General features: G+C 37.7%; 13 protein-coding genes and 1 other RNA gene. 12 read left to right on the top strand and 2 right to left on the bottom strand.

What is annotated here, in order from left to right:
* Nucleotides 1-132: 132 nt before the first annotated feature.
* Nucleotides 133-654 (top strand): tRNA adenosine(34) deaminase TadA, encoded by a 522-nt coding sequence (gene tadA, locus EUBHAL_RS04085; protein ID WP_022169930.1) that lies wholly within the window; start codon nt 133-135, stop codon nt 652-654.
* A 306-nt stretch (nt 655-960) separates the two neighbouring features.
* Here the strand turns inward: tadA and ffs are convergent.
* Nucleotides 961-1,224, bottom strand: an RNA gene (ffs, locus tag EUBHAL_RS15205) — signal recognition particle sRNA large type.
* 437 nt (nt 1,225-1,661) lie between these two features.
* Between ffs and EUBHAL_RS04080 the strand changes: the two genes are divergently transcribed.
* The 3 genes from EUBHAL_RS04080 to EUBHAL_RS04070 all read left to right on the top strand — a co-directional run bounded on the left by EUBHAL_RS04080 (nt 1,662) and on the right by EUBHAL_RS04070 (nt 5,027).
* Nucleotides 1,662-1,967, top strand: coding sequence for a hypothetical protein (locus EUBHAL_RS04080; protein WP_005345189.1), 306 nt, complete (start codon nt 1,662-1,664; stop codon nt 1,965-1,967).
* Nucleotides 1,968-2,363: 396 nt separating this feature from the next.
* Nucleotides 2,364-4,409 carry a lysine--tRNA ligase gene (gene lysS, locus EUBHAL_RS04075; RefSeq protein ID WP_044921891.1) on the top strand — a complete coding sequence of 682 codons (2,046 nt, stop codon included), beginning with the start codon at nt 2,364-2,366 and terminating at the stop codon, nt 4,407-4,409.
* 159 nt (nt 4,410-4,568) lie between these two features.
* Nucleotides 4,569-5,027, top strand: a complete 459-nt coding sequence (locus EUBHAL_RS04070) for a hypothetical protein (RefSeq protein WP_005345176.1) — start codon at nt 4,569-4,571, stop codon at nt 5,025-5,027.
* Between the two features lie 57 nt (nt 5,028-5,084).
* On the opposite strand, the gene EUBHAL_RS04065 is transcribed toward EUBHAL_RS04070, so the two are convergent.
* Complete coding sequence (locus tag EUBHAL_RS04065) at nt 5,085-5,387, bottom strand: hypothetical protein (protein WP_022169927.1); 303 nt, start codon at nt 5,385-5,387, stop codon at nt 5,085-5,087.
* 427 nt (nt 5,388-5,814) lie between these two features.
* Between EUBHAL_RS04065 and EUBHAL_RS04060 the strand changes: the two genes are divergently transcribed.
* The 8 genes from EUBHAL_RS04060 to EUBHAL_RS04025 all read left to right on the top strand — a co-directional run bounded on the left by EUBHAL_RS04060 (nt 5,815) and on the right by EUBHAL_RS04025 (nt 15,760).
* Entirely contained in the window at nt 5,815-7,596 is a 1,782-nt protein-coding gene (locus EUBHAL_RS04060) for a transglutaminase domain-containing protein (RefSeq protein WP_005345166.1), read from the top strand.
* Nucleotides 7,597-7,682: 86 nt separating this feature from the next.
* Nucleotides 7,683-9,491: an oligoendopeptidase F gene (pepF, locus tag EUBHAL_RS04055; RefSeq protein ID WP_005345164.1), complete on the top strand. Its 1,809-nt coding sequence runs from the start codon at nt 7,683-7,685 to the stop codon at nt 9,489-9,491.
* Nucleotides 9,492-9,649: 158 nt separating this feature from the next.
* On the top strand, nt 9,650-10,312 hold the full coding sequence (locus EUBHAL_RS04050; RefSeq protein ID WP_005345162.1) for a hypothetical protein: 663 nt from the start codon (nt 9,650-9,652) through the stop codon (nt 10,310-10,312).
* 3 nt (nt 10,313-10,315) lie between these two features.
* The gene (locus tag EUBHAL_RS04045; protein WP_005345160.1) at nt 10,316-11,620 is read left to right on the top strand and encodes an ATP-binding protein; all 1,305 of its coding nucleotides are present in this window, start codon (nt 10,316-10,318) and stop codon (nt 11,618-11,620) included.
* Nucleotides 11,621-11,683: 63 nt separating this feature from the next.
* Nucleotides 11,684-11,896: a small, acid-soluble spore protein, alpha/beta type gene (locus EUBHAL_RS04040; protein ID WP_022169923.1), complete on the top strand. Its 213-nt coding sequence runs from the start codon at nt 11,684-11,686 to the stop codon at nt 11,894-11,896.
* A 223-nt stretch (nt 11,897-12,119) separates the two neighbouring features.
* On the top strand, nt 12,120-12,299 hold the full coding sequence (locus EUBHAL_RS04035) for a hypothetical protein (RefSeq protein ID WP_005345156.1): 180 nt from the start codon (nt 12,120-12,122) through the stop codon (nt 12,297-12,299).
* Nucleotides 12,300-12,324: 25 nt separating this feature from the next.
* Entirely contained in the window at nt 12,325-13,050 is a 726-nt protein-coding gene (locus EUBHAL_RS04030; RefSeq protein ID WP_005345155.1) for a glycosyltransferase family 2 protein, read from the top strand.
* Nucleotides 13,051-13,162: 112 nt separating this feature from the next.
* On the top strand, nt 13,163-15,760 hold the full coding sequence (locus EUBHAL_RS04025) for a YfhO family protein (RefSeq protein WP_135960892.1): 2,598 nt from the start codon (nt 13,163-13,165) through the stop codon (nt 15,758-15,760).
* Nucleotides 15,761-15,811: the final 51 nt, after the last annotated feature.

Below are 15,811 nucleotides of genomic sequence, written 5' to 3'. Positions count from 1 at the left end.
TTGATGTGATTATGGTGATTTTATTGGGGGAAGGGAAGCTCCCATCTGTAGGCAGGAGGGTATCACAAAATATTGAAATAAGTACGTCGCTATTTTACGGGACTATGAGTTTCATAAATGGGAGAATATTTTATGAGAAAATATACAGAAGACGAAAAATTTATGAAAGAGGCAATTAAGCAGGCAAAAAAAGCAGAGGCGATTGGTGATGTGCCAATTGGCTGTGTTATTGTTCATGATGGAAAAATAATTGCCAGAGGATATAATAAGCGGAATAAGGATAAGACTGTGCTTGCACATGCAGAACTTCTTGCGATGAAAAAAGCATGTAAAAAGCTTGGAGACTGGCGATTGGAAGACTGTACGATGTACATCACTTTGGAGCCTTGCCAGATGTGTGCCGGAGCAATTGTGCAGGCGAGAGTGACGAGAGTCGTTATTGGCAGCATGAATGCGAAAGCTGGTTGTGGCGGCTCAATACTTAATCTTCTTGAAATGCAGGAATTTAATCACCAGGCAGAGGTAGAAAGAGGCGTTCTTCAAGAAGAATGCTCGGAAATGCTCTCAGCATTTTTTAGAAAATTAAGAGAAATTCAAAAAGAAAAAAAGAAAAAGCGAAAGCTGATACAGGAAGAAAATCAGACTGATAATTAGAATTAAAATGCAGCACAAAGCTGGTTGCGAGACTGGCTTTGTGCTTCTTTTATAAAATTGTAAGTTTGAAACGAATAATCAGTAAAGTACTCGGCGATTAAGTGAACGAGGATTCCTGCCTGATTTCCTAAAGAGATAATAACTAGTAACATGTAAAAGTATGCTATGCATTGTATAACACAAATCTCTCAGCAAGAATGCGGAGGCATTCTTGAATAAAAAAGCGTCATAGCAATAAAGATATATAACAATCTTCATTATTATGACGCTTTCTATTATGTGAATATAAAAATCGAATTATTAAAACCGTGCGGTCAGCTTTGTATGCTTACCAACAGACGTTACCTCTACAGTTAGCTCGAACCAGGCACCCTCACGGCACACAGGAGAGACTCCTTAGTGCTGCTCCGTTCCCGACCTGACACGGTTCAGAGGTTCCTGTTGCGCGAGACCCAATTGTCAACACCACTTATAAAGGGCAGCTCCATCAATAAGACATCCGAGGCTGACCATCACTCCTGCTATAGCGGATTTCAGGTACAGGACGCCGCTAACTTCCCAGCTGCACGGTAAATATCAGTATACAGGATTTTTCCAGTTAAGTCAATGGTTTTTTGCTATTTAATTCATTGGAGAAACAACAGACGAAGCCATTGCCCCCAATAAGGCATATTTGTGGTGTGGCTGGAGAAGGTGAATTAAATAGTGGGAGGAGATTTGGGGATGGAAGCTGATGTATTCTGCTTACTCGAGAATGACTGGGAATAGGGGGATTGGTTCTCTCGGGCATCTGTCTAATGAATTAAATAATAAAAAAGGGGAAAAATATTTGGGAATGAGGATGGATGTAGTTTACTAATTAAGTAATTATAAGTAAAAATAATTATTTAAAGGAAAATATTGACACAGAACAAAGGCTGTGTTATGCTGTTGCTATGTTCATAAATTTATTTAATAATTAGTAGAGGTTTATTGGGATTGTGTCTTAAGTAGAAAGGCGGGAAACATTGCAGGGAGATGTTATAGATTCATGGGAAGAGAGACTTCGGCTTACTTTAGACCATTTTCGTAATGAGAATATGGCGGATTTTCGTAAGAATTCCGAAGCATACAGGCGTTTGGTGAGAGAAGAAGAGGAAGCCTATGCGAAGCTGGACACGCTGAATCTGACAGAGGAGCAGAGGGAGGTTATTGAAGAGGCTTTTGAGGCTCAGAGTGCAGCGGAGGCAGAGTATGCGACAGAGAGTTATTTTTGTGGAATAGCAGATTGTATCCGTTTTTTGAAATATATTGAGGGGACAAGAAGCAAGTAATGTGGTATTTGGACATTTTATCCTCTTACAGCAAGAAGACTCCGACCTCTAAGGTGGGAGATGAATTGCCAGGCTATTAGAATTTAAATTATATTTGGAGGAAGATTGCGTATATAATATTTTTCTAAGATGAACAGAGATGGGGACAATGATAGAAACTGGATTAAGAGATTAAGCGGGAATCCCTGGCAATTCAACTACCGGGGACTTTACATAAGGATAAAGAGTCGAAAAAGATTGAATATATGAGATTTTCCTTGAAAAGAGGTATAGGGTTTGATATAATGTTTTATTGACTATGGGCTGAGGAAAAATTTTAAGTCCCATGATAAATGAAGATAGATACACTGTTTGAATGCCGGTAAGTACGGCACAGGGAAAGTAGGAGGAAGAAGAATGCATTGGTCTGAGAAGATTGCAAAGGATATTATTAAGAGATCTCCGGACAAGGAAGAGTACGTTTGTGCAGCGGGTATTAGCCCATCCGGATCCATTCACATCGGTAATTTTAGAGATATAGCAACAAGTTATTTTGTATATAAGGCTTTAATTAAACAGGGCAAGAAGGCTCGTCTGTTGTTTTCATGGGATGAGTTTGACCGTTTCAGAAAAGTACCTGTTAATGTTAAAGAAGTAGCACCAGAATTAGAGAACGAGATTGGTAAGCCATATGTAGACGTTAAGGATCCATATGGATGCTGTTCTTCTTATGCAGAACATTTTGAGAAAGAGTTCGAAGCATCTCTTTCACGTTTTGGAGTAAAGGTTGACTTCCGCAGACAGAGCGAGAACTACCGCAGCGGTAAGTATGCGAAGTATGTTATTCAGGCTGTACAGAAGAGACGTGAGATTTTTGATATTCTTGATAAGTTCCGTCAGCAGGTTGCAACACCAGAAGAAAGAGAAGCATATTATCCAGTAAGTATTTACTGCCCGGTATGTGGTAAGGATGAGACTACTATCACGTCCTCTTCTGAAGATGGAGTAACTTGTGAGTACACATGTAAGTGCGGACATAAGGGAACATGGGATTTCAGCAAGGACTTTAACTGTAAGCTTGCATGGAAGATTGACTGGCCTATGCGTTGGATGATTGAAGGCGTTGACTTTGAGCCGGGCGGAAAGGATCATGCCAGCCCAGGAGGAAGTTACGATACAAGTAAGATTATTGCTAAGAAGATTTTCGGAGCACAGGCTCCTATGTTCAAGGGATACGAGTTTGTAGGTATTAAGGGAACAACAGGTAAGATGTCTGGTTCTACAGGTCTTAACCTTACACCAGATACATTACTTAAGATTTATCAGCCAGAAATGATTTTATGGCTTTACTCTAAGTCAGAACCAAACAAGGCATTTGATTTCTGTTTTGATGATGAGATTTTACGTCAGTATTTTGAGTTTGATAAGATGCTCAAGGTATATCAGGCAGGTAAGGGTAAGAACTACGATTATATCGAAGGTATCATGCATAACTGTATGATTGAAGGCCGTGAGCTTTATCCAGTACCAATGCAGCAGATTGTAAACTTTGGTTCTGTTGTAGACTTTAATGCAGATATGCTGGAGACAGTATTCGAGAAGATTGGTACTCCATATAAGAAAGAGGAGTTTGCAGAGCGTCTTGAACTTGCAAAATACTGGTTAGAGAAGTGTTCTCCTGAGAACATGAATACTCTTCTTGGATATAGAAACTGGGATTTCTATAACACTTTGAATGAAGTAGAGAAGAAGGAGATTCAGTTACTTCATGACTTTATTGCTAAGGGAGAGTATGATTTAGATGCTCTTAATAGTTTTATTTACACGATTCCAAGAGAAGCAGACCCAGACTTCCAGGAAGAGAATAAGAAGACTGCACAGGCACAGTTCTTCAAGAATGCATATAACCTTATGATTGGTAAGGCAGCAGGCCCAAGACTTTACTTATTCCTGTTTGCTGTAGAGCCACAGAGATATCTTGGACTTCTTGATTTTTCCACTCCACAGACAGAGGAAGAGAAGACTCTTGCAGCAGAAGCAAAGGCTGAGGCAGAGAGAAAAGCTGCTGAAGAAGAAGCAAGAAGAAAGGCTGCCGAGGAAGAGGAAGCTCGTAAGAATGCAATCGCACCAATCAAAGAAGAGATTACAATTGATGAGTTTGATAAAGTAGACATGCGTGTTTGTAAAGTTATCAACTGTGAGATTGTAAAGAATGCTAAGAAACTCTTAAAACTCACATTGTTTGATGGATTAGATGAGAGAGTTATTGTATCATCTATCCGTGATGACTACACACCAGAAGAACTTATCGGAAGAAAGATTATCGTAATCGCTAACTTAAAACCAGCGAAGTTTGCTGGAGTGAAGAGCAACGGTATGCTTATTGCAGCCAGCGGAGATGATTTTGGATGTAAGATTATCTTTGTTGATGACTGCGTACCAGAAGGAACAGCAATTCACTAAAATATTTTTCAAACACGATTTAAAGTGCTTTTACGATATTTTACAAAGAATACAGACAGATAAAATATATAATGCACGTCATATTTTGCCAGGCTGGTATAATGTGGCGTGCATATTTTTATAATAATTTTGCAGGAAGCGGGTAAGGGGATGTTATAGATGAATAAAAAAGAAAAGGAACTTATCGGAGCATTGATCGGACTTGCGAAAGCATGTAATGTTCACTTAAAAACAGAGAATACAGATGGTATTATTATAAAGAGTCTTGCGTCAATATTTCCTTTAGAGGAGAATGGCGAAGAATTATTACAACGTGTCCGTGAAGAAAAGCTTGCGGTAGCCCCAGATTGTGCCACCTGTTTTGCGCCTTGCGGCAATACAGACGAGTATAACCTGGATGAGCTGCAAGCGTCTGGTATAAGTGAGACTGTACGGGATTTAAAGTTTCAGCTTTTGAATGTAAGTCATGAAATCGCTTCTGGAATGGTATCTTATACAATAAACAGCACAGAAGAAAACATAAGCTTATTGTATAAGGCATTATGTGTGGTCAGTTATGATGTAGACGAAGAGAGGGTGCAGACTGTCCTTAAAGAACTGCAGAGGATTACAATATAATAAAAGGAGAAAAACAAACAGATGAATACTATCTGTTTGTTTCTCTCATCCCACAAATCAGCTTTTATTTTTTGCATTAAAACAGTAGAAAGTCACGGTGTCCCCAGATTCTAATGTTGCAGTATACCCTGCTACAGAGTCTTCGAATAAATCTTCTTCATCGATTTTGTCGTAGGAAATGACAGCAGGAATGGTAATAACACCTTCCTGTCCTGCAAGGTTGAACTGGATTTCATCATCATCTGCATAATAATTAAAGAAGCAGGAGTCGAAAGAAATCCAGATTTTGTTGATTCGTATATTTCCCATAATGCCGCGATAGTTGCGGAGTAAGGTATGGAATTCAGATGTTTTTGTCATAAAATAATCCTCCAGTCCAGAGCGTGTTTGAGAAATCAAAAAGGATATGCACGCTCCAGTATTTAATAGTAAATTACATGGATATAGTTTATCATGTTTCGACAATAATTGCTATTTTTTCTGTATAATGATAAGATTAAGACAGAGTATAAAATATATTCTAATAGTTATATCAGATGTGAGATGATTCCCACATCTGTAGGTGGCGAGCAACAAATCAGTATCAGTGGGCATTCTTGAAAAATGTATTTTGGGGATTGTCATGGACTATAGAAAGAAAATTAAGGGATAAATAAAATTTGGGTGCAATTAACAAAAATTTCTTATAAAATTAAACATAAAAAGATTTTGGGAGTACATAACATTTTTTAGAAATTAAGCAGGAATCTCGATAATTCAGGTACCGAGTTTTTCATGGAGGGAAATATTGAAGGAGAGAAGAGGGTTAAGTAGAGAATTGAAAAGGGCAGGAAGTATTCTATTTTTGCTTTGTTTTATTTTGGCGGGAAGCCTTTTTTTCACAAAAGATGTAGATGCAGCGACATTTTCAGATACGCAAAAAGAATATATTAATGTGCTGTCAAAGTTTATGATAGAGGGAACGGTTTCGGGAAATCTTGATGTTTACCGAACGGTGAGCCAGGGAAAATCTGGTAAGAAGTGTATGGAAGCGGCAGCTATTTCAAACAGGGCAGCGCTTATGGCTGAGGGAATAGATTTTCTTGATTCTAACTGGTCACAGTATTATGCAGTAGAAACGAGAGATGGAGCGACAACATTTAACAGTACGAAGCTCATAAGCCGCAGTAAGTTTCGCAGAAGGTATAAGAAGATTATACGAGGGCTGGATGAGGCATTGTCAACCGTAGATTCTTCTATGAGCCAGGCAGATAAAGCGATGGCGGTGTATATTTATTTTGCGGAGAACACGACGTATAAAGAGTCAAAAGATGCACACACAGGATATGATGTGTTAGTAAGTCATGTGGGTGTGTGTGACGGTTTAGCTAATGCTTATGCTCTTGCGATGAATACGCTTGGAATACCATGTGCGGTTATCAGTAATTATTCAAAAAACCATTCCTGGAATATAGTAAAGCTTAATGGAATCTGGTATTTTGTTGATTTGACCAATGGTGTGGGAGTCGGCAAGCATGAGGGAATGGTAGTGACTTATGATAGTTTTCTTGTGGGAAAGAATACTTTTCTAAAGACCCATCCTGGATACAAGAAGAAGGATCTATATGGACAGGGCAATTCAAATAATCTGAAGATGCGGAAGATTAAACTGGCATCTTCTGATTATATAAAGAATTCAAAAGAGATGAAGCAGGCGCTTGAGAATAAAACATGTACATTCTATCATAAGGGATACTGGTACTGGATTTCTCAGGATAATTATCTGAAAAAGTCGAATTTGAGAGGAAATAAAGCGGTTGTATTTTATGCGCCAAGGTCGGGTAATTATATAGGGTGGATTCGGCAGTATAACAATCGGATTATTCTGTCATTGAATTCTGGCATCTATCGAATGAGCTTTTTAAATAAATATCCTGTTTTACTGAAAAAGGTAGATAATCGGGATAAAAATGCGGAGACAAAGGGAGCATTATGGAGTCTTATTTATATTGGAAGATTCATTGTGAATAAGAATGGCTGGCTTTCCTATTATACGACAGACTTTCATGGTGTCAGGAGAGGAAATGTAAAGATTTTTCTCGGAAGGGCACAGCAATCTGGTCAGCTTACAAAGAGTGGTCGCAAGATCATACAGCTGCAGGCAGGACAAATAAAGCAGCTTGCAACGATTCATATGCATGACAGAGGGCTTAGGACAGCAGGCTGGACAAGTGCAAATCCATCAATTGTAAGTATTGATAATAATGGATATATGAAAGCAAAGAGGAGCGGAAAGACATATATTTCTACCAGAATTAATGGAAGAAAAAGAGCTTTTCGTGTAAAAGTTTCTGGCTACACGATTACTTATAAGAACGTAGGAATTAACTCTTCCAAGAATAGAGAGAGGTTATCTGGAAAGAGAGCAGTTACATTGCGAAGTCCGCGAAAAAAAGGTTATACTTTTGTTGGCTGGTACGATAGCTCAGGAAAAAATGTAACAGTAATTCCAAAGGGAAATACAAAGAATCTTATTTTGCATGCAAAATGGGATAAGACAAGTTCAAAAGACAGCGTAAAAGCGAAATAACAGAAAAATAAACGGTATGGATTACATAAAAATACATATAAATAATAGATGCAGTGTAAAGAAAAGTGATATAGGAGAATGAGATCATGGAAGAGAACAAAGAAAAAACAGTAAAGAAAAGACAGGAATGTGATCCGGCCTACCAGTGGCATATTCAGGATTTATATGCTTCTGACGAAGCGTGGGAGAAAGATTATGAAAGTCTTACGAGTGAGATTCAAAGCCTTGCAGCATATGAGGGACGTTTAAAAGAAGGTTCTGAAGTATTTGTGGAGTATATGCGTAAAAAAGAAGCGCTTATGAAAAAGTTTGAGGCGATTTATGTTTATGCAAATCAGCGTTATCACGAGGACACAGGAAATAGTTTTTACCAGGGACTTGCAGGTAAGGCGCAGACATTATCCATCCAGTTAGACAGTGCTGTAGTATTTGAGGAACCAGAACTTCTTGCAATTGGGAAAAAGACGATAGATAGCTGGTTTACACAAAACATGGATATGCAATTATACAAAAGATATTTTTACGAATTGTTCCGCCAGCAGAAGCATGTTCTTTCTAAAGAAGAGGAAGCGATTCTTGCTGATGTGTCCGATATGTCTGCCGATGTATCCAATATTTTTTCTATGTTCAATAATGCAGATATCCGTTTTCCATCTATTGAGGGAAAAGAAGGAGAAAAAATTCCAGTAAGTCATGGAAGATATACGCTTCTTTTAGAAAGCAGAGATGTGAATATTCGTAAAAGTGCCTTTGAGTCAGTTTACTCACAGTATGGACAATATAGAAATACTTTAGCGGCGCTCTATGCAGCGAATTTGAAGAATACTGCATTTTTCGCAAAGAAAAGACATTATAATTCTTCTTTAGAAATGGCATTAGAAGGTGGGGAGATACCAACTTCTGTATACACGAACCTGATTGATACAGTACATGAGCATATGGATTTAATGCATCGCTATGTTTCTCTTAGAAAGAAAGCATTAAAGGCAGAAGAACTGCATATGTATGACCTCTATGCACCAATGGTCGATGAATTTGAGATGAAAGTACCATTTTCTAAGGCAAAAGAAATCGTAAAGAAAGGGCTTGCACCATTAGGAAAGGAATACGGTAAAGTTCTTTCTGATGGAATGGAAAGTGGCTGGATTGATGTATATGAGAATGAGGGAAAGAGAAGCGGAGCCTATTCCTGGGGAGCTTACGGATGCCATCCATTTGTATTGATGAACTATCAGGATAATCTGAATAATGTGTTTACGCTTGCTCATGAAATGGGACATTCCATGCATTCTTATTATTCAGATAAGAATCAGCCATACATTTACGCAGGATATCGTATCTTTGTTGCGGAAGTAGCATCTACATGTAACGAGGCTCTTTTGATGGAATATCTTTTAAAGAATACAGAAGAGAAAAAAGAGAAAATGTATCTGATCAATTATTTCTTAGAGCAGTTTAAGGGAACATTATACCGTCAGACCATGTTTGCAGAATTTGAGAAAATTACACATGAGATGGCATGGAATAAAGAGCCGCTTACTGCGGAAGTATTATGTGACATTTACTATAAACTGAATCAGAAATATTTTGGAGAAGACATTGTTATTGATAAAGAAATTGCCTTAGAATGGGCAAGAATCCCACATTTCTATACACCATTTTATGTATATCAATATGCAACTGGTTATTCAGCAGCGATTGCAATCAGCAGAAAGATTTTAAGTGGAGATGAAAGGGCAAAAGAGGGCTACTTTAAGTTCTTAAGTGGTGGAAGTTCCATGAATCCAATTGATTTACTTCGTCTTTGTAATGTAGATATGGCTGCAAAGGAACCGATAGAATCTGCATTAAAGTTATTTGGCGAGCTTCTTGACGAGATGGAAGAGATGCTGTAATTGTGGTATAGTAAGAAAATAAATATAAAAAATGCCATATAAATTATGTCTTGGAATGCAGGCTTTTTATCAAGGAATTTTTTGGGGATAATGAGGCAGTATATTTAGAGGTAAGCATTTAATATATTAAAAAATAACAGAGTATTGGGAGATAAATTATGTATGAATTTACGTTGCTAAAAAGCATGTTTTTTGAACTGGATAAATATAAAATAGAAGGGGTTACTCAGACGAAGGAGAAACAGAGAACTTTTCGCCGTCTGGAAGTTTCCTATGACAGTGTACCGGAAATAACGTCTATTACAGCAGAAGAGAGAATTCTTCCATATGTGGACAGATATTATCTTTTTATTAATGACGAACGTGTGGACACAGATATTCATGACCCGAAGGTAAAACAGGTTATCTATGAATTTTATAAACAGCATCATCCAGAATATTTAAAGGAGAATCTTCCTGATGATATGACAGATGTAGATATTTTAGACTGTTTTGAAGTATTTAAGATGCCAGATTACCGACCAAAGCATGCATTTCCAGGTCTGGTAACACTTGAAGACATCCGTAATGGCAATATTCACGATGAAGATAAACCCAAGTTTGCATTTCCGGGCTTAGAGTTGTATTCTAATAGGGATGCGTCTGAAGATGAGGAAGAAAAACCGATGGTAGCTTCTTACAAAGGTTATACTGCATTTGACGGTGACCGGGAACAGGCGAAAGATAAAATAGAACAGTTGAAGAGTCAGTTTGCTTCTCAGATAGAAGCATTAAACGTAGACGAAATTTTGAAAAACCGTTCTGAGAATCAGGAGGAATAGATAATGTACAGAGAAGTATCCAAATTAATTTTATATCGGGATTTAGGAGAAGACAGTATTCTTTTAAATATGGCAGATATTTTTAAGAGATTCGATAGCTGCCATTACAGAGCTGACGAATTAATCACAGACATTTACAGAGAAATGAAAGCGCTTTTAGATCTTGCGACTACATATGGATTTGACAAGAACTTATGGCACAATTACCTGACATTTGTCTTAGTAACCAATGAAAATTCTTTCAGCATGACAAGCGAGAAAGTCGGAGCAAATAATGGAACAGTCAATCACTTTGCAAAGAATGATTTCCAGGTATTTATGAATCTTTTCCATTATGACTTCAGACCGATCGAGGAGACATTAGGTATTGATTGTTTCAGCACAATTTTAGATTATAAGGCAATCGGCAAGACAGAGCGAATGTATAATAAAAATGTAAGTGAAAAAGTACGTGCCCTTTCTGATGAACTGGCAGCGGCAGAAGATGTAGATACATTCTTCAATGCAGTTGTGAAGTTCTATAAAGATTACGGTGTAGGAATGTTTGGACTTAACAAAGCGTTCCGTATCGTAGAGAATAATGGAAAGCCGGACTTTGTTCCGATCAATAATCTGGACAAGGTTGTGCTTGATGATCTTACAGGATATGAGATTCAGAAAAAGAAACTTGTAGATAACACAGAAGCATTTGTACAGGGTAAAGTAGCGAACAACTGTCTTCTTTATGGTGATGCCGGTACAGGTAAGTCCACAAGCATCAAGGCAATTCTTAACCAGTATTATGGTGACGGACTTCGTATGATTGAGATTTATAAACATCAGTTTAAATATCTTTCTGCGATTATCAGCCATATCAAGAACAGAAACTACCGTTTTATCATTTACATGGATGACTTATCTTTCGAAGAATTTGAGATCGAATACAAATACCTGAAAGCAGTTATTGAAGGTGGAATGGAGACAAAACCAGATAACGTACTTATCTACGCAACATCTAACCGCCGTCATCTCATCCGTGAGACATGGTCAGACCGTTCCGACAAGGACGAAGAACTGCATCGTTCTGATACGGTACAGGAGAAGTTATCACTGGCAGCACGTTTTGGTGTAAGTATCAACTACTCCAAACCAACACAGCAGGAATACTTCCAGATTGTAACAAATCTTGCAAAGAAGTATCCGGAAATCAAGTTAAGCGACAAAGAACTTTGTGCAGAAGCCAACAAATGGGAACTTTCTCATGGTGGAATCTCCGGCCGTACCGCACAGCAGTTTATTAATTATATAGCTGGTAAATCTGAAAAATAATATATTAAGAATAGAATCCTTCTTTTTTGCAAAAGATAATCTTTGAAAGCAGAGGTGTTTTTTGTGAAAAAGAAGGAAAAATTATTTTTAGGGGGAGAAATTAATCTTTCAGAGCTTGATGCGGATGTTCAGAAAAAATATGAGGTTGCAAAAGAGCTTGGAATCTATGACAAAGTTTTAGAAAAGGGTTGGGGTTCACTTACAGCAGAAGAGACAGGAAGAGTGGGCGGAGTGCTCAGAAAAAGAAAGAACTCCGGGGAAAGAGTTCTTTCTTAGCCTCGCTTAGAGGCATTCATTAAAAGGAGGAAGCCCATATATCCTGATATACGGGCTTCAAAATATGAAAAAAATCTTTAGCCACAAGAAATAGAGGGATTTCTTTGTTGCTGTCTATACTATAAAGAAAAAGTATGTCCGATTTTTGAAGAAAATTTGAACAAAAGGTGAAACAGATTGAAAAATATAGATATGTTTTGCGGGGGGCAAGGAGGAAAATGTAATGGGTGTTGTGATTGGAAGAATGGATGGACAGGTTGAAAAAATATTTTTAGGAAATAATTTAACAAGAAGTACAAAAAATTATGCTAAAATCCTGAAAGATGAGAACTTGTCAGAAGAGGAAAAACAGCGTATTCTAGCAGCAGAGAAGAAAAAACAGGAAGAAGATATAATTTTGTAATATTTACGATTGGAGAAATATGTGTATGAAGATTTCAGTGGCTATGGCATATTATAACGGTGGTACATATATAGAAGAACAGATGGATTCGATTTTATCACAACTTGGGGAAAAGGATGAAGTGATAGTATCTGTTGATGGAGCAAGTGATGGATCAAAGCCCCTTCTTTTAAAGATGTCAGAAGTGGATTCCCGAATTCATATTGTGAAGGGACCGGGCAAGGGTGTTGTAAGGAATTTTGAGAATGCGATCCGGCATTGTAATGGAGATATTATATATTTGTCTGATCAGGATGACATATGGAAGCCAGATAAAGTCGAGAAAGTGAATTATGCATTTTCAAATCCAGAAGTAAAAGCTGTTCTTCATGATGCAGAGATTGTGGACGAGAATGGTGTAGCAACAGGAGCGGCAAGCCTTTTTTCTATAAGGGGAAGCCGGGCTGGGATTTTGAAAAATCTTCTGAAAAACAGCTATGTGGGATGTTGCATGGCATTTCGCAAAGAATTGATTCCCATTATTTGTCCTATTCCAAATGAAATGTATATGCATGACTATTGGATTGGAACAGCGGCAGAGTATATGGGAAAGGTTTGCTTTTTGGACGAACCACTTATTGGCTATCGCAGGCATTCGTCTAATGTTACACAGATGACACATGGAAGTATCCGTTTTATGATAAAAAAGAGAATTGATATAATACGCTGCCTGGGATTATTAAAGAAGCGAGTGAGAAAAGTAAAAGCTTAGAGAGTGTTTGATGCGCTTGGCAAAATCCCTGACAAATCGGGATATGCAGATTACTTTTACTTTTTTAAACACACTCTGGAAATCTGAAAAAGGGAGGATGAGAAAGGAGCATATGAATATAAAAAAAGAAGGGAAACAGATAAGGCATATTGGCCAGAGATTTGGTAGAAAGCATGTTATTGCACTGTCTTTTTTCATGCCGCTTATTGTCATGACTGGCTGCTGTATTGCCTTTGGTATACAGCCATTTGGTGATAATTCGCTGTTGATTATTGACGGTTTACATCAGTATATGCCATTTTATTCTGTTTTGTATGATAAGTTAAAAGGCGGAGAAAGTCTTTTTTACAGTTTCCGTTCTGGATTAGGAATTAACTTTTTATCATTATTTTCCTATTATTTATCCAGTCCGCTTAATCTTTTGATTATATTTTTTAAGAAAACGCAGCTCAATATGGCAGTTAGTATGATTATCGTATTGAAAATTGCACTTAGTGGAATGACGGCCGGGATTTATTTTTCTTCAAAAAGCAAGAAACAGGGGCTTCATGTACTCATGATTTCGATGGCGTATGCATTATCAAGCTACATGGTTGGCTATTGCTGGAATGTTATGTGGCTGGATGCGATTATGATTTTCCCAATTGTTGTTATGGGGCTGGAGCGTTTGATTGATAAAAAGGACGGAAGGCTATATTGTCTTGCGTTGTTTTATGCGTTGTACTGTAATTATTACATTGCATTTATGATTTGTATTTTTGCAATAATATGGTATATTTTTTATTCCTTTAAAAGTGTAAAACAGTTCTTTTTCCGGGGAATTTCATTTGCACTATATTCTTTCCTTGCAGCAGGAATGGCGGCAGTATTACTCATTCCAGCATATCTTGGAATTAAACAGACGGCATCAGGAGAAGCAATGACACTACCGGATCACAGCTTTCTTACGAATGCGGCAGACCTGCTAAATCGCCAGTTTGCGATGGGAAGTCCGATCAGTCATGATAATTTTGATGGAAATGCCAATCTGTATATTGGTATTTTTACCGTATTAGCAGTTGGATTATATTTGTTGAACCAGCAGATTAAAATTAGTGATAAGATAAAGAAAACTCTTTTAGTAGGATTCTTTTATTTGAGTTTTGGTGAAATGATTCTCAACTTTATCTGGCATGGATTTCATGATCAGTATGGTATTCCGAATCGTTTCTCATTCCTGTTTGGTTTTGTGCTTCTGCATATGTTGTGGGAAGTATTTGAACATTTAGATGGAACAAAAGGCTGGCATGTGGCGTTTGCCTGTATGGCAGGAGTAGGACTTTTAGCTTATGCCAGGGTAAAAGGAACACAGCCACTGGAAGATAAAGTTTATGGTGTGGCAGGAATGCTGTTTATTTTGTATGGAATGATATTACTCCTGTATACATTATCTCGTAAGAGAAAAGTGTGGTATAAGGCTGCATTTTGTGTAGTGGCAATAATAGAGATTGCCACAACAGCCTGTATGGGTTTTAATGAAAATGGTCAGATTTCTGTCTCAAAGTTTTTCTATGGAACAGAAGATATGGAGAAAGCTGCTGCATCTTTAAAAGATGGGACATTTTACAGAAGCGAGCTTGCCAGTGCTCTTATGGTAGATGAAAATGCCTGGTATCCAATAAACAGTGTGGGACTTTTTGGTTCTACAGCGACAGACCGAATGGTTAATATGATGGATAATCTTGGTTTTTATACGGGGTGTAATGAGTATCTTTATAAAGGTGCAACACCAGTAACGAACGTCCTTTTGAATGTAAAATACCTGTATTATCATCAGGAAGATTCTCTGACAACAGATTTTAAATATCTGAAGACACAGGGGACTTTTGATATTTATGAGAATCCGGCAAAAGGAATGTCTATAGGATATCTCATGAATGATTCCATAAAAGACTGGTATTATGACAGTGCTTATCCATTCCGTGTACAGAATGATCTTGGAGAGCAGGCATTTGATGTATTTGAGCTGTTTCATGATATTGAGATTGACGATCCGGCAACCAATGGATGTACTGCATCAAAGACAAATGATGGAGAATATTATTTTGAATATGGCGATTCGCGACCGGACAATATGACATTTACCATTCCAATTACAGAGACGGCAGAGAATCTGTATCTGTTTTATGATGGAACACAGGTAGAAAATGCACAGATAATGGTAGATGGAACCAATGTGAAATCAGGAGATTTAGATGGTTATATGCTTCCAATCGGAAAAGTATCCGCAGGTTCAGAAGTTAAAGTAACTTTTGAGTTAAAAGGAGAGACCGAGGATGGTTATGTGCGCCTTTCTGCGGCAGACTTCGATCAGGAGGTATTTGAAGATTTTAAAAAGACAGCAGCAGAGCAGGCATTTACGGTGACGGATTACTCAAGTAATTCTCTGGAAGGCACAGTGGATGCTTCAGATAATCAGACATTATTTTTGTCAATTCCATATGATTCTGGATGGAAAGTAAAGGTAGATGGCAAAGAAGTAAAGACATGTCGTATCGGAGATGCTTTTCTTGGAGTAAAAGTTCCTTCTGGTGAGCACACAGTTTCCTTAAAATATACACCGCCAGGATTTTCTATTGGCTGGAAAGTAAGCCTTGCAACAGCAATTATTTTTATTGTTCTTTGTTTTGTAAAATACCGATACAAAGCTGATATAAAAAAGAAAGAATAAAGATAGATTTTGGAAATGATTTTTAATAAAACATATGGTAGACTAGAGCGT

This window comes from Anaerobutyricum hallii DSM 3353 (assembly GCF_000173975.1).
Lineage (GTDB): Bacteria > Bacillota > Clostridia > Lachnospirales > Lachnospiraceae > Anaerobutyricum > Anaerobutyricum hallii.
Note: the sequence above shows the minus strand (reverse complement) of the source record. Positions and strands in the feature narration are given on the sequence as shown.

Bases quoted from the DNA above. Each gene is read 5' to 3' on its own strand.
- pepF (WP_005345164.1), top strand. From the start codon at position 7,683: ATGGAAGAGAACAAAGAAAAAACAGTAAAGAAAAGACAGGAATGTGAT.
- EUBHAL_RS04025 (WP_135960892.1), top strand. From the start codon at position 13,163: ATGAATATAAAAAAAGAAGGGAAACAGATAAGGCATATTGGCCAGAGA.
- EUBHAL_RS04070 (WP_005345176.1), top strand. From the start codon at position 4,569: ATGAATAAAAAAGAAAAGGAACTTATCGGAGCATTGATCGGACTTGCG.
- lysS (WP_044921891.1), top strand. From the start codon at position 2,364: ATGCATTGGTCTGAGAAGATTGCAAAGGATATTATTAAGAGATCTCCG.
- tadA (WP_022169930.1), top strand. From the start codon at position 133: ATGAGAAAATATACAGAAGACGAAAAATTTATGAAAGAGGCAATTAAG.
- EUBHAL_RS04030 (WP_005345155.1), top strand. From the start codon at position 12,325: ATGAAGATTTCAGTGGCTATGGCATATTATAACGGTGGTACATATATA.
- EUBHAL_RS04045 (WP_005345160.1), top strand. From the start codon at position 10,316: ATGTACAGAGAAGTATCCAAATTAATTTTATATCGGGATTTAGGAGAA.
- EUBHAL_RS04050 (WP_005345162.1), top strand. From the start codon at position 9,650: ATGTATGAATTTACGTTGCTAAAAAGCATGTTTTTTGAACTGGATAAA.
- EUBHAL_RS04035 (WP_005345156.1), top strand. From the start codon at position 12,120: ATGGGTGTTGTGATTGGAAGAATGGATGGACAGGTTGAAAAAATATTT.
- EUBHAL_RS04065 (WP_022169927.1), bottom strand. From the start codon at position 5,387: ATGACAAAAACATCTGAATTCCATACCTTACTCCGCAACTATCGCGGC.